Below are 13,196 nucleotides of genomic sequence, written 5' to 3'. Positions count from 1 at the left end.
CGCGCTCGCGGTCGTCATGGTCATCGTCGCAGTGGTCGTGGTCTCTCATGCGGGCTCCACAGTGCAGTCGCAGCCCGGGTGCAAGGGCGGATGCAGCATGTCGTGTTCCAGGCGGGTCGTAGCGTCCTCGCCCATGGTGATTTCGTCGCCGGTGCCAGCGAACGGTTCGTCTATGCCGACTATGCGGCCGTCAAGGCCGACACAGGCGGGACAGTTGTCTCCTACGGCGTTCCACGTCATGCGTCGGATCCCGGCGGCCTTCCATGCCTCGCGGGAGGCGGCGTTGAGCATTTGGTGACTTTCCCATTTGGCGGTGCGGCCTGGCCGGGTATCCACCCAATGGGTCATTCGGGCGAGCACGGCCGCGGCCACATCCTCGCCGTCACGGTCGGCCCGGGAGACGACGCCGTTGAGTTCCCCGACGGCGGCCGCAGCCCGGTAGGCGATATGGGAGGAGACGTAGGCGTCCACCCAACGGTCCAGGTCGATCTCTTCGTCATGGCCGACATCAGCGGCCGCGTCGGCGGCCACCTCGGCGGCGAAGACGGTGAACACCGGCAGCCAGGCCTTCGTGGCCCGGTCGGTGACCAGGCCCTCGTACAATTCACGGACCGCGGTCATGAACGAGGCGATCGAACGCCCCGCCGCGCGGCCGCGCTCGCCGAGGTGCCGGCGAGCGAGCGAGGAGACTTCGGCCTTTTCCAGCCGCGCGGTGCGGGCGTCGGCGTCGACGATCTTGGGTTTGAACGCCTCAGCGATGCGTTCGCGGGCCGCGTGGGAGCGTCCGGCGACAAGGCGAGCCGCCGCGAGTGTGGGCTTCGACTGCTGCCCCGAGGTCGCCGTTGCCTCCCCGGCGGGGACCATGTTGAGAGGCGTCAGGTAGATATCCCCGTCGGGGACGGCGTTCATGTTCTCGCGTTCGCGGACATCGTTGGCGGACATCCAACCCCATTGGCGGGCCGTCGCGTAGGCGGCAAACCGGGCCTGTGTGTCGCCGCGCAGGAGCGAGTCGACGATGTGTTCAGCAAACAGGCCCGAACGGCGTTCGGTCGGGGTAAGCAGTGTCCTCTTAACCGACTGCTCCCAGGTGACCAGCCAGGCCATCAACGCCGAGGTGACGTAGTCGATCTGCTGCGACTCGATGTTGCTGAAGGTGGCGCGCTCCAGGTCACCGATCTTGTGCGGCGGGAGCCGTAGCCAACGGGCCAGTTCGGTCACCTGCATTTTGCGGGTCTCCAGGAACTGGGCGTCGTTGTTCGGGATCCCGATCGACTGCCACTCCAGGCCCTCCTCGAGGATCGCGACCCTCTGTGCGGCGTCGAGGCCCTGGTGGAGGTTCTCCCAATCGACCTTGAGTCGTTTGCGTGCCTCGTCGGAGAGCTTGCCTTCTTTCTTTCGCAGCACGCCCCCGGGGCGCGACCCGTTGCCGAAGAACTTGGCGCCGTAGGTCTCGGTGGCCAGGCCCAAGCCGATAGCGTTGCGGGCTAGCTCAACGATCGAATAGCCCTGGATTCCGTCCGCTCCTAGGCCCGCAATGTGCAGGACCTCGTCGGGCGCGAGTCGCGTCTGGATGCCATTCTCGGGGTCCGAGTAGCGCCACCACAAGTCGATAGTCCCGTTGCCACGGGCGATCTTCTCCGGCCAGATCCGGCCGGGATGCAGCGGCCAGAGCTCGACAACCTGGCCGGCGCCGTTGTTGACGACATGAGCGTATCCGTTGCCCCAGGTGAGGGCGTGGCCCTGGAGGGTGCGGCGGAACGTCAGGCTCGACATGAGCGGGTTCGGCTGGTCGTGGAGGATCTCGTAGAGCGGGTGGTCGTCGGCGCGTTCCTTCCCCCGGTTCATGCGGCGGTACAGCGGGAGCGGCAGTGAGGCCACGTCGTTGGCGATGACGTTCACCCCGGCGAAGAACGGCGAATAGTAGTTGGCGGTGTCCTCGTCGACCCGGACGCCAGCGGCGGTCTCGGGGCCGCCGAAGCCATCGACGAGCCACCGTTCGGGCGTGGCGAGGCTGGAGGGGGTCCAGGCGGAGCGGATGAGGCCCATCAGTCGCGTCCCCTCGCGGCCGCGTCACTGCGGACAAGGAGCGCGATTGATCCGGCCAGGCCGATACCGCCGACTCCGAGGAGTGCCACGCCGACGCCCCATAGGATGAATAGGCCGGCGGCGGTCATGAGGAGCGCGGCGGCAAAGGCGACGTCTAGGCCATCGACGGCGGCGAGCGCGCGGCGCCACCACACGTCGGGCGGGCGTCGCGCTGCAGATCGGTCGGTCATGCTCCTCCTTTCACAGGATCATCAAGCCCTGTTGCTCGTAGACGGATGAGGTGTCCTCGGCGCGTTGGCGGCCATCGATCGCGAACAGGAGCGCCGGCATACCGTCGATACGTTTGCCGGACCGTTCCCGGTCCGGCTTGACGGGGCGAATACGGTCGGGGTCGTCGCGGGGCGTCTTGCCTTCTAGGTTGTCGGCCATCCACCGGGAGACGGGATTTCCGAAGTGCCGGAACTCGCGGACTTTCAACAGACGCGTGAGTTCCTTCATCGGTTCGGTCATACGGTCGTAAGTCGTTTTCGACTCGACCATGTCCAGGCCCGTACGCTCGACGACAGCCTGCCGGACCGGCTCGCCACTCCAAAAGTCGTAGATGCACTGTTCGATCGCGAACGTGTTGCAGTCCGTTTCGATGTCGTCGTAGACCTGCTCGTAGTCGATCGTGTCGCCGTCGGTGACGGTTATCCAGCCGTCGTCGCACCATTGCTCGAACGCACCGCCTGTCGGATCGTTCAACAGCGGAATCACTGATTCGGGCGCCCAGTAGCGCCACCACAGCGCCCCGTCTTCGAACAGGCAGCACCAGGCAGTCATGTCGAGCTTGCTCGACAGGTCGAGGCCGGCCCAGCATTTCCGGCCTTCCAAGCGAGGGAGCATCCACGCCGGGTTGAGTGCCAGCTCGCCGATATTCGAGTCCCACAGGTCGAGGGAGATGTACCGGGTCGCGGTTTGGACGCGCTGGTTCGCGCGGAACTGGCGGAAGGAGTTCTCCTTCTTCCGGTCGTTGCGAGCTTCCAGTGCCTCCTCGCGGAGAGCGTTGCGGGACAGGAAATCATCGAGGGCGGGGTTCGCCCATTTCCAGTTCGCCTCGTCCCACACGTCCAGGCTCACCGGGAGGTCCGGGTGGTCGGCGTGTAGGCGGGCGAGCCGGTCGAGCTCGTCTTGCGCCCGTGGCATCTTGCGGACGAACGCGAATGCGTGCGGGGCGCGGGCGGGATCCTCGACGATCCGTTCGGCCTCGTCGATCATGTCCGCGCCGAAGGACACGGGCTCGTTGGTTTCGGTGGTCATGCAAATCAAAAGCGGTTGCGCGCGAGCGCCGACAGCAGTGCGCATCGCTGTCCACAGCGACCCGTCCGGTTGCGAGAGCACTTCGTCGAGGTAGAAGCCGTGCGGGTTGTGGCCCAGCTGGGCATCGGCGTCGGCCGAGATCACCTCGAACTGGCTCGCGGTCTGCTCATCGATCAGGCGCCGCGACGATTTGATGTGTCGCAGCCGATGCGCCAAAACCGGCGACAACTGGACCATCCGCAACGCCGGTTCGAAAACCTTCCCGGCCTGCTTCGTGTCCTTCGCCGCGCCGTAGATCTCCGCCGACTCCTCATCGTCACCGACGAGGAGGTAGAGGATGATCCCGGAGACCAGCGCGGACTTGCCGTTCTTGCGGGACATGACGATCGTGGCCGTCCGGTACCGGCGAACGTACCGGCCCCATTCGGATGACCATTGGACCTCGCCGAACAGCGGCCGCACGATCTCGAACTCCTGCCACGGCTTCAACGTGAACGCCGTGCGAGCGCTCGGGCCCTTCGTGTGGACCAGCAGGCTCGCGAAGAACTGGACGACCCGGTCGGCGCGCGGCTCGCAATAATGGGCGCCGCGGCGCTCGCAGGTCTTCGCTCGGAACGTGTACCCGCACCGGCCGCCCTTGCGGTCCTGTGGGCGCCAGCGAGTCGCGGGGTCAGCCGGAGAGAAGGTCGGCTGTCGAGTCGCCATCGTCGGCTTCACCGATCGACAGGCCCGCGCGGTCGGCCGGCGAGAGCCCGAACCGGCCCCCGACCGTCGCCATCATCGTGGCGGACTCGCGGGCGACCTGCCATGCGGGGTTGCGGCGGAGGTCGTAGACGATCGTGCCGTCCGAGAGTTCCCGGACCGGCGCCGAGCACTTGACGCCGTTCTCGTCGATCTCCACCAGGGCGTCGCGGTTGACGATCACCGCAGAACAGAAGGTCGCGAACAGGTCGACGTCCCACGCGGTGAGGACGCCTTTGCGGATCAGGTCAGGCGCGAGGCGGTCCCACACTCCGGCGGCATCGCCGGTCAACCATGCGGGCCGGGTGACCTCGGAGGAGTCGGGCTGCGGTTCGCTCGTGTTGACACGGTCGGCGCGGTCGCCGTGCAACATCTTGAGCCCGGTCGGTTTCTTCGGGCGGCCGCCCTTACCGGCTACGGTCACTGGGTCACCTCCGCTCGAGTATCAGGGCCCGTCGGTGGGGCCGGGGTGGAATCGTGGAGTTCTGTCAAAAAGTTCGCCCCCTCACCCCCGCGCGTTCGACAGCCCCCCGCGTAGAGATTCAGACGTCCCCTTCCCCTTCCGTGTGGGAGGGTGGGTGTTCTCTTCGGGGAGTGGGGGTGTTGCCGAACCCGCCGTCGTGGTGGACGGTTTTGCGGGAGTGGTGGGGTTTGCAGAGTGCTTGCCAGTTGGACCCGTCCGGGGGGTTGTTGGTGGGGTCGCCGTCGATGTGGTCGAAGTCGGTTGCGGTGCGGTCGCACCCCCGGGCCTCGCACCATGGGTGGTTGGCTAGGTAGTCGGTTCGTCGGCGTTGGTGGGCTCGCCCGTAGTGGACCGCGGTACCGGTGGCCCGGGGTGGGGGTACGTAGGGGCTGGCTCGTCGTGCGGCTTTGGTGTGTGCCTGGCACCTCCCCCCCTTGGTGGGTCGTCCGCATCCTGGTACGGGGCAGGTGCGGTTTGCCCGAGTCGGCATGGCTCGCCTCCTGAATTTGGCTGTTCGTAGGATGCAGTACTCGGGGGTATGCGATAGCGTGATTCCCATTCGCCCATGTCATGAAAGGTGTATCCGTTGTCTACTCCCACCCCTCCCGCTTCTCCTGAGCCGTCGAAGAAGCCGTCCACTCCCCAGATCATCGCTAGTGTCGCTGTGGTGGTTATCGTCCTGGTCTGCGCCATCGGATACGTGGTGAGCTTGGGCGACGATGATGAGCCTGGTGGTGATTCGACCATGGCTGAGATCATGTGCGAGGACTTCATCGAGGAACGGCTGAAGGCACCTGCGACGGCGGAGTACGAGCATTCGACTACGTTCACCAACCCGGCCTATCGAGTGACGGGGACGGTGGATTCGGAGAATGGTTTCGGCGCGATGATTCGGAGTGAGTTCACGTGCGTGGTGGAGCCGAAGGGTGAGGATGAGTGGGAGCTCGTGTCACTGGACATCGAGTGATGGACGTCTGAATACACAGTTCACGAGCCTATTACCCACCACTGTTGCACGAGGTCACGCTGTCGTCAAGGGAAACCCGGAAATCAGGCAGCGACCATTTTCGCTTGTCCCACATCGGCGAGGCGTCGGGCGTCGCCGAGTCGGTAGAGGGTGCGGCCGTGGTCGTCGTGTCCGCGTGCGGCGAGGCGGCCTCGGCTGGCCCAGGAGCGGACGGTGGATGGGGCGACGCGCGTGCGGCGCCACTGCGACAGGATCGAGGCGATGTCGCTGGCGGGCATGAGGAGGATGTCGGCGCGGTCGAGGAGGCTGCGCTGTAGCCGGTCGACGTCGTAGCGGGCGCGGCAGTCGCGGCATTGGACGGTGACGGCTCCGTGTGGGGCGGCGAGGTGGCCGGCGCATCCGTCGGTGCCGCACGCCCCGAGTTCGACCTGGGGTGTGGGTGCGTCGACGGCGCGCTGTAGGACGCCGGCGGCGTAGTGGAGCTCGTCGTGGGCCTCGTAGGCGAACGGTTGACAGCGGAGCCACCGGACGTGATCGTGGAGCCATCTCGCGAGCGCGGGGAGGTTGTCGGCGGGCTCGTCGAGGCCGCGCTGGGCGGCGACGCGGCGGGCCCACGTCGTCAGTGTGTTCCGGAGGACCCAGGCGGCCTCGGAGGCGTCGGCGTTGAACGGGAGTGGTGTCTCGGCCGAGGCGCGGCCGCCGGTGCCGTCGCTGATGCGGTCCTGGCGGGTTACGGTCACGTCGAGCTCGTCGGCGTTCGCGGCGATCCATTGGAGGCGGGTCCGGAGTCGGTCCGCGCAGTCGTGGCAGATGTAGCCGGTGTCCGCTACGGGACGCGGGCAGGTCGCGCACTCGGTCATCCCGTCAGGATCGCATAGGGGTGAGACGGGGCCGGGTGGGAAAGTGTCGCCCCCGCGCGAACCCTTGCGGGGGCGAGTGGAGTGCCGACGCCCGGCCCTGGCCGGGTTCAGTGCTCGTGGCGAGCCTACCGGCCCGGTGGGACGTTGTCACCAGGAAGTTATGCCCGTTGGCAAGCGTAGATGGATTGGGATCCCATCACTCCTGATTCATCTAGGATTTGCTGACATATCATCCTCTGAGAGGGTGCGCCTTGACTTCCGATCGCACAGGCGTTAATGCGATCAGAGGTGATGTCATAACCCCATGTTTCGAGGTAATCAATGCAGACGCTGTATGACGCCTGGGCGGCGGTTGATGTCGTCGCCATGATTCCGCCGCTGGCGATCACTGCCATGGCCCCAGTGACGACGGTCTTCTTCAGCCAGGTTTTCATTTCAGACTCCTTTGAGAGGGTTACGGTTCCTACCAGTGGCTCACTCTCCCATGAGGTTTCATAAAAACGTCCTCATTCTGTCCTGAATGTCGCCCCCGCGCGAACCCCTGCGAGGGCGAGTAGAACGCCTCCCCAGGTCTTGCCGGGTTCAGCGCTCCGGGCGAGCGTAACTTCGCAGCACGTCATTGGCACCCTGCATACGCGTTGGTAAGGCTCGGACAGTCGTGGCCCGGTGCCGACTCGCAGGAGACTACGGTTCCTCCGTGCGGGGGAATCGTGCGCCGGCCTGGACGAGCGCGTCGACCTCGGCGGTGGCCTGGCCGAGGCGGTCGGGTCGGGTGCCGCGCAGGAGCGCGAGAGCGGCGGCCTGGCGCCTGATCGACGCCTCGCTACCGGTCGGGTCGGCCGAGGCGCGGCGGGGTGTCGGGAGGCGGCGGGCCGACCATAGGGTCTGGCAGTCCTCCGAGCAGTAGTCGCCGCTGGGGCCGTCGACGGCGAGCGCGGTCCCGCAGTGGGCGCAGGCGTCGCCGGAGAGTTCCCGTGGTGCGTCGTCGGCGGGTTCGCGGGAGGCGGGCGGCCTGGCGCCGAGCATGAGCGCGAGGAGGTCGTGGTGGGTTCTGGGTGGTGTCGTCATTGGTGGTCCCCTTTCGTGGTGTGGTCGGTATCGCCCATTGCGGTTCGGTGCCGGATAGTGGCCTGGTCGCCGATGTAGTAGGCGCGGGTCGGGTTGTCCGCCTCGACGAGGATGAGCTCGCGGGCGTGCGTGATCGAGGAGGGCTCGACCAGGCGCGGTTCGGTGGCGGCGTAGGTGAGGAGTTCGAACACGGGATGGTCGACGCCGGTGACATAGGCGGGCTGGACGCGGGCCAGGCAATGTTCGAAGGGGCCGACGTGGTCGGCGTGGCCGGTCACCTCCCAGAAGGTGTCCCGGGTGGCAGTGTCCCAGGAGCGTTGTGCGGCGGGTTCGGTGTGCAGGTCGTTCATGGTGGTCTCCTATTCGGCTCGGACGCCGTCGATGGCGGGTTGTGGGGTGAGGAGGCGCCGCAGTCGCGCCACGCCGGTCATGGTGATGACGACGCGGACGGTGGTGACGCGCTCGAAGGTGCGGGGGTGGGAGTACCAGGAGGGGGCCTCGCCGACGTGGCCGGCTTTGATGGCGGACTGGTAGGCCCGCCACTCGCCGTCGCTGCCGCGGTAGATCCACCCGACTCGGTCGAGGACGGCGAATAGGCGGCGCTGCCCGATCTCGATCAGTGGATCCTGCGATAGCACTTTGGCGGCGTCGGCGACCGAGTAGTCGCCGTGAGCGCTCGCGAGGACGTCCCAGTCCTCGGCTTTCGGCTCGGCGGCGGCGAGCGCGGTGCGGGTCGCGTCGTGGGCTTCGACTTCGGTGGCGTAGGCGCGCAGTGCCTCGGGGAGGGTGCGGGGTACGTGGTCGCCGGTCGAGTAGTGGCCGGTGCGGCGGAGGGTGGGGAGGACGTCGGCGGTCACCCATTCTTGGAAGGTCTCGGCGATCTCGGTGCGGGCGCGCATGATCAGCCGGTACATCCCGGCCTCGTCAATGAGGACCGTTTGCGGGTGAAGCCCCAGGTTATGAAGGGGTACCGATTCGGTACCCTTGCGGTGACCTGCGGGAACGTGATCGGTGAGTGAACGGTTCGGGTTTCGGTACCCGAGGGCGGTCGCGACGTCACGGCCGACGAACCACGGTTGGCCGTCGATGTCGATGGTGCGGACGGCGTCGCCGGTGATGGGATAGCGGTAGGTGTGGATATCGGTGGTGGCCATGGTGATCTCCTTACGTGGTGGTGCGGCGGCGGTCGGGACCGGCGAGGGTGATGGACGTGCAGACTTCGGCGAGGCGGGACATGACCCGGTCGCCGAGGTTGGCGCGGAGGCCTTCGCGGTCTTGATTGGTCGTCCAGATGATCGGCCGGCAGGCGTTGTATCGGCCGTCGATAATGCGGTAGACGGTCTCCTCGCTCCACTCGGTGGGGCGAGCGGTCCCGAGGTCGTCGATCAGCAGCAGCGGCGTGTTGACGTACTCGGCGAGCGCGGCTTCGGAGTCGACGCCGGAGCGGGGCCGGAGGCGGGCGATGAGGTCGGTTTCGGAATAGGCAAGCCACGTGGTGGGGCGGTTGCCGGTGACGGCGGCGCGTAGGGCGCCGTAGGCTTGGTGGGTTTTCCCGGTGCCGACGGGACCGCGCAGGGCCATCCATGGGCAACGGTCGTGGTCGGTTTCCCACTGGTGGACCCATGTGGTCACGTCGGGGTGGTCGGCGGTCGCGGCCCGGTAGCGTTCGGGGAATCGCGTGTCGCATTCGGCGGCCTGGACCTCGGCGTGCCATCGGGTGATCGCGGCGTGGTCGGCCTCGGCGCGGGCGTCGATGAGGCAGTAGCGGCAGCCAACGGGCGGCTGGTCGAGGTGGACGGAGCACATGTCGGGGTTGGTGGCGCGCTCGCTGGTACGGCCCCGGTTGCGGAGGTACTTCTCGAACTGTTTAGCCACGTCGGTGACCGGTTCGGTGTCGTTCACGGCGGTCTCCTAAAGCGGCGCGTCGTAGGCGCTGGTGTCGGCGGGATCCTGGTAGGGGACGTGGCGGGCCGATCGGGCGGCGGGCGTAGGTTCGTCGTCCCAACAGCCTTGGTTGAGCCAGGTCGTGGGGTGTTTCGTGAACCGGGGATCTCGCCCGGGGTCGTCGCGGTAGCGTTCGGCGCCAGCGATGATGTCGGCGGGCGCCGTGCGCTTGATCGCCTTCGCCCAGGCCTTGCGGGCGCCGTCCTTGGACTTCTTCAGCGGGTAGGTGTCCCAGAACTTCAGCCAGTCTGGATCGCGGTCGCTGCCGGGCTTGACCCGCCGCGAACGCTCCGTCTTCGGCGGGGAGTCATCGAGGCTCAGCGGTGGGGTGTCGCGCTCCGGCGGTGCCGGTGCGCAAGATAGTTCCCCTGTTCCTCTGTTCCCCTGTTCCCCTGTTCCAGCGCCCGAATCCCTCCGAGGGCTCGGCGTGGTCTCGGCGGACTCCTCCGAGTCCCCTCCGAATCCCTGGTCAATGAGGGTGTTCGTCTCCGGGTCGAACGGTTGGCCTTCTTCGGGGCCGGGGAAGCGGGCGGCGCCGCGCTTGTCGATCTTCTGGTGTTCGGCCCATGAGGGGATCTCGAAGTAGGAGCGCCCGGCGACCTTGTAGAAGCGCACCCCGTAGACTCGGCGGACTTCTCCGAGTCCTCGGCGGAATTCCGCGACGGTCATTTCTTCGTCGCGGGGGAAGGCGAACCCCATCAGCTCGCGGGCCTCGGCTTTACCGCGGCCGGAGTCGTCGGCCCAGTTCCACATCGCGATATACAAAAGCCGCCACTCGAAGGCGAGGGTCTCGATACCTGGGGAGTCCCAGAACTCCGGTTTGATCGAACGGATACGCGCCATAACTCGGTTGACTCCTCATAGTCGGTGCAGGCGGGCCACCATGCCCGGCAATCACTCGTCGCCGACCGCGACCGGTACAGGCGGCATTTGGGGAAACGTCGCGGGCTTCCCTGTGCCTCGACGCGGTGGATGCAGGAGCCGCATCGAGGCCCCGGCGCATCCCGGTCGTCGACCGGAGGCGCGTCAGGATGCAGCCGCAAGAACCGGACCCCGTTGACGTGCGTGAGCGGATGGAACCCGCCGCGCATCGTGGCCAATTGACGTTCACGCTCACCCATGGGAGACCTCCGTTCGCGCCCGGTACAGGGCCTTGCGGACGGCCTCGATACTGATCCCCAGACGGGAGGCGATCGCCAGCTCCGACTCTCCGTTGTCGGCCAGCCAAGCGACGTCCTCCGGGACGTTCCTCGCACCCCGGAGGCGCACAGCAGCGCCGTGCGCGGTGGCGGAGGGGTCGTCGATCTCGTCGTCATCCCATGCCATAGGCGGCGCCCACCCGCGCGCGGCGGCGACGTTCCGCGAGCGCGATGCGGCGATCTTGTCGCGCCACTCCACTTGCGGCGGAGGGGTCGACCACAACTGGTCGTACAGGGACCGGACCGCTCGCGCAGTGGAGGCGGTGACGGTGTGCCGCACGTTCATGATCCGGCTGAGGCTGGAGAGGTGCATGTCCAGTCGCACCGCAAGGCGGGCCTGGGACCAGCCGATCGCGACCAGCGCTTGGAGACGACGGCGTGTGCCCGTCACGTCCACCAGTGCGGTATCGGCGACGTGGTCCACGCTGGGGCGCACCTGCAGCAGGCGGCGAGCGCTGTGCGGCCGTATGCGCTGTGTCGGCTCCCTACCGCGGGCCGGGGAACCGAACAGCAGTGTCGACACCACTGACCGGCTGACGCCGGCGAGGTCGGCGATCCGTTCCCACCCCAGCCCGGATGCCTGGAGGCGGTTCACGTGGTGGCGTATCGGCTCGGCGTCGACGTACGGCTCCCACCGTCCGTAGGCGATCTGGCGGACGCGGTCGCGCTCGTAGCGAGCGCTGGCGTCCCTGCAGGGCCTGCAGCGGCACCCGCGGCGGTAGACCCGGCGGGTCCCGTGGGCATCGCCCGTCATCGTGTTAGTCATCGTCGTCCACCTCCGTGATGTGCAGCGTCAGTTGGCCGAGGCGACGCGCGACCGTCGCACCGCGACGGATCACCAGGTCGTCCACGTGCTTGTCGTCGTCATCAGCGATCACACCGGCGTCGACGAGGCCGTCGATCGCCGCTTTGATCGTCGGGTACCGGTTCGCAGCATCGGCGCGGCGCCGGTCCGGGCGCTGCACTTCGGCAACGATCCGCACCCGCGAAAGCTGCGGGACCTTCGCGGTCTTCGCCTGCAGCCGTGCCGCGGCCCTCCACGTCCGCGTCAGGCGAGCGCGCGGCGCCCAATGGCCCCGGTCGTTCGAGGAGATCCACCCGGCCGGTGCCGGGATCGTGACGATGTAGGTCGTCATCGGCCCGCCTCCTCCCGAACCTGGGTGCGGAACCCTGCCTCGGAGTATCGCCACGGTCGGACGACCAACGGCACGTACGAGGACGTGTCGTCCGGCGGTTCAACACCCACCTGGACGGGCACTGTCTCGGGGTTCTGGCTGTCCCACAGCACCAGCCCGCGCCACCGCGCGACTCGCGGATTCCGCTGGAACTCCCCACAGCACCCGCGCTCCCCCGTCCCGCAGATGATCAACAGGTTCGCCATCGACCGCACCAACGGGTTCTGGCTGGCCCGCTTGCGCGGGATCCGGTAGTGGACGTCCCAGTCGGTCCCGCGCGCGCCGGTGATAGCGCGGCCGCAGGAGACGCAACGGCGGCAGTCGCGGCGCAAAAGTTGGTCGACGAGGCTGGCGGTCACGTTCGTCATTGCTGGGCCTCCTCGTCCTCACAGGTGAGCGCCTCGATAGCCTCGTCGAGCGTGGCGTAGCGTCCGGCGGCGTGTTGGAGTACAGCGACACAGCGGATCACGCCGCACAAGTGCCCGAGCGCTCGCACGCGTTCCATTGAGATGTCGGGGTCCCATACGGGCGGTTCGTAGCTGGCGGCGACCTCCCGAGCCTCGGCGAGCTCGCCGCCCAGCACGTCAGCTAGTGGGTTCATGTCCTGGCCTCTCGGTCTAGATGGGGCGGCCGTGGGTGTCCGGCCGCCCCGTGTGGTGGTGCGGTGTCGTGGTCAGTCGTGGGAAGCTGACGCGGTCGGGCACGGGCAGTCGACGACGAGGTCGTAGTCCCCGTACCGGGCGTGGTGATGGCAGGCCTGTAGCGTCCAATGCGTCGCTGCTTTAGCCGTGTCGCACAGTGCCTTCGAACAGCATTCGCAGTCCGGGCAGGCTGCCCCCGTGGGGCGGGCGTATACAGGCCCGAAGGGCTCGTGAAAGGGGGTCTCGCCCATCAGGTTCGGTCCTCCCGCGCGGGATTGACTGCGGTCGTGTGATCGTGGCCCGTGACCTTCCGGTCGTGCTCCATGCCCTTGCGGCAGGTAGCCATGTGGCCCTCCCAGCCCTCGGACGGACCGTCGGGGACGACACGAAGAACGAAGCACCGGCGATGGCAGTACATGCAGTAGGGCCCAGCCATCACAGGTCCTCCGCCGTGGTGTGCGCTCGCGGCATGTACAGCCAGACGACGACGCCGGTGGGGGCCGTGTCGTAGCCCTGGCTAATGCCGAACATCCTCTGCCCGCAGTCGAGGCACGTTGCGAGCCATAGGCCGGCGGCGGTGCCCTCCTCCAGGGAGTCCTCCTTGGCCACGTCGGCGTTGTCCAGCGTGCGGTAGGCCCCGTCTAGGAATTGGTCGGCCTTGGCCTGGTCGACCATGCGGTGTGGCTGGCCGCTGTCGCTTGTGGGGCACGGGGCCCCGGTGATGATGGGGAACTCGTCGGTTCCGATGTTGTGTTGCATATGGGTTACTCCTGGTCTATGTGAGGGGTGTCCG

The 13,196-nt window shown here is 67.4% G+C and carries 17 protein-coding genes; 1 reads left to right on the top strand and 16 read right to left on the bottom strand.

Going from position 1 to position 13,196, the window contains the following annotated elements; all coding sequences use genetic code 11:
* Positions 1–45: 45 nt before the first annotated feature.
* The 4 genes from ACFTE1_RS21675 to ACFTE1_RS21660 are packed head-to-tail and all read right to left on the bottom strand — an operon-like array spanning position 46 to position 4,510.
* Positions 46–2,046 (bottom strand): phage portal protein, encoded by a 2,001-nt coding sequence (locus ACFTE1_RS21675; protein ID WP_380617610.1) that lies wholly within the window; start codon positions 2,044–2,046, stop codon positions 46–48.
* Positions 2,046–2,276, bottom strand: a complete 231-nt coding sequence (locus ACFTE1_RS21670; protein ID WP_380617611.1) for a hypothetical protein — start codon at positions 2,274–2,276, stop codon at positions 2,046–2,048. The genes ACFTE1_RS21675 and ACFTE1_RS21670 overlap by 1 nt, the downstream gene beginning before the upstream one ends.
* Positions 2,277–2,286: 10 nt before the next feature.
* Positions 2,287–4,050: a terminase large subunit gene (locus ACFTE1_RS21665; RefSeq protein ID WP_380762859.1), complete on the bottom strand. Its 1,764-nt coding sequence runs from the start codon at positions 4,048–4,050 to the stop codon at positions 2,287–2,289.
* Positions 4,016–4,510 (bottom strand): phage terminase small subunit P27 family, encoded by a 495-nt coding sequence (locus ACFTE1_RS21660; protein ID WP_380617613.1) that lies wholly within the window; start codon positions 4,508–4,510, stop codon positions 4,016–4,018. Before ACFTE1_RS21660 ends, ACFTE1_RS21665 begins: the two co-directional genes overlap by 35 nt.
* Positions 4,511–5,216: 706 nt before the next feature.
* Here ACFTE1_RS21660 and ACFTE1_RS21655 point away from each other — a divergent pair.
* Complete coding sequence (locus ACFTE1_RS21655) at positions 5,217–5,516, top strand: hypothetical protein (RefSeq protein WP_380617614.1); 300 nt, start codon at positions 5,217–5,219, stop codon at positions 5,514–5,516.
* 83 nt (positions 5,517–5,599) lie between these two features.
* Here the strand turns inward: ACFTE1_RS21655 and ACFTE1_RS21650 are convergent, their stop codons facing one another.
* The 12 genes from ACFTE1_RS21650 to ACFTE1_RS21595 form a co-directional block, all read right to left on the bottom strand.
* Positions 5,600–6,376 (bottom strand): hypothetical protein, encoded by a 777-nt coding sequence (locus ACFTE1_RS21650; protein ID WP_380617615.1) that lies wholly within the window; start codon positions 6,374–6,376, stop codon positions 5,600–5,602.
* Between the two features lie 158 nt (positions 6,377–6,534).
* Entirely contained in the window at positions 6,535–6,810 is a 276-nt protein-coding gene (locus tag ACFTE1_RS21645) for a hypothetical protein (protein WP_380617616.1), read from the bottom strand.
* Positions 6,811–7,060: 250 nt separating this feature from the next.
* Positions 7,061–7,444, bottom strand: coding sequence for a hypothetical protein (locus ACFTE1_RS21640; RefSeq protein WP_380617617.1), 384 nt, complete (start codon positions 7,442–7,444; stop codon positions 7,061–7,063).
* The gene (locus ACFTE1_RS21635; RefSeq protein WP_380617618.1) at positions 7,441–7,794 is read right to left on the bottom strand and encodes a hypothetical protein; all 354 of its coding nucleotides are present in this window, start codon (positions 7,792–7,794) and stop codon (positions 7,441–7,443) included. Before ACFTE1_RS21635 ends, ACFTE1_RS21640 begins: the two co-directional genes overlap by 4 nt.
* Before the next feature lie 9 nt (positions 7,795–7,803).
* Entirely contained in the window at positions 7,804–8,598 is a 795-nt protein-coding gene (locus ACFTE1_RS21630) for a BRO family protein (protein ID WP_380617619.1), read from the bottom strand.
* A gap of 10 nt (positions 8,599–8,608) precedes the next feature.
* Positions 8,609–9,346 carry an ATP-binding protein gene (locus ACFTE1_RS21625; protein ID WP_380617620.1) on the bottom strand — a complete coding sequence of 246 codons (738 nt, stop codon included), beginning with the start codon at positions 9,344–9,346 and terminating at the stop codon, positions 8,609–8,611.
* Between the two features lie 9 nt (positions 9,347–9,355).
* On the bottom strand, positions 9,356–10,231 hold the full coding sequence (locus ACFTE1_RS21620; RefSeq protein WP_380617621.1) for a hypothetical protein: 876 nt from the start codon (positions 10,229–10,231) through the stop codon (positions 9,356–9,358).
* A 270-nt stretch (positions 10,232–10,501) separates the two neighbouring features.
* On the bottom strand, positions 10,502–11,353 hold the full coding sequence (locus ACFTE1_RS21615; RefSeq protein WP_380617622.1) for a hypothetical protein: 852 nt from the start codon (positions 11,351–11,353) through the stop codon (positions 10,502–10,504).
* Positions 11,346–11,723 (bottom strand): hypothetical protein, encoded by a 378-nt coding sequence (locus ACFTE1_RS21610; protein WP_380617623.1) that lies wholly within the window; start codon positions 11,721–11,723, stop codon positions 11,346–11,348. The genes ACFTE1_RS21615 and ACFTE1_RS21610 overlap by 8 nt, the downstream gene beginning before the upstream one ends.
* Entirely contained in the window at positions 11,720–12,130 is a 411-nt protein-coding gene (locus ACFTE1_RS21605) for a hypothetical protein (protein WP_380617624.1), read from the bottom strand. Before ACFTE1_RS21605 ends, ACFTE1_RS21610 begins: the two co-directional genes overlap by 4 nt.
* The gene (locus tag ACFTE1_RS21600) at positions 12,127–12,363 is read right to left on the bottom strand and encodes a hypothetical protein (RefSeq protein WP_380617625.1); all 237 of its coding nucleotides are present in this window, start codon (positions 12,361–12,363) and stop codon (positions 12,127–12,129) included. The genes ACFTE1_RS21605 and ACFTE1_RS21600 overlap by 4 nt, the downstream gene beginning before the upstream one ends.
* A gap of 475 nt (positions 12,364–12,838) precedes the next feature.
* Positions 12,839–13,162, bottom strand: coding sequence for a hypothetical protein (locus tag ACFTE1_RS21595; protein ID WP_380617626.1), 324 nt, complete (start codon positions 13,160–13,162; stop codon positions 12,839–12,841).
* Positions 13,163–13,196: the final 34 nt, after the last annotated feature.

The sequence above is a fragment of the Salininema proteolyticum genome, from assembly GCF_042685645.1.
In the GTDB taxonomy this organism is placed as follows: domain Bacteria; phylum Actinomycetota; class Actinomycetes; order Mycobacteriales; family Micromonosporaceae; genus Salininema; species Salininema proteolyticum.
Note: the sequence above shows the minus strand (reverse complement) of the source record. Positions and strands in the feature narration are given on the sequence as shown.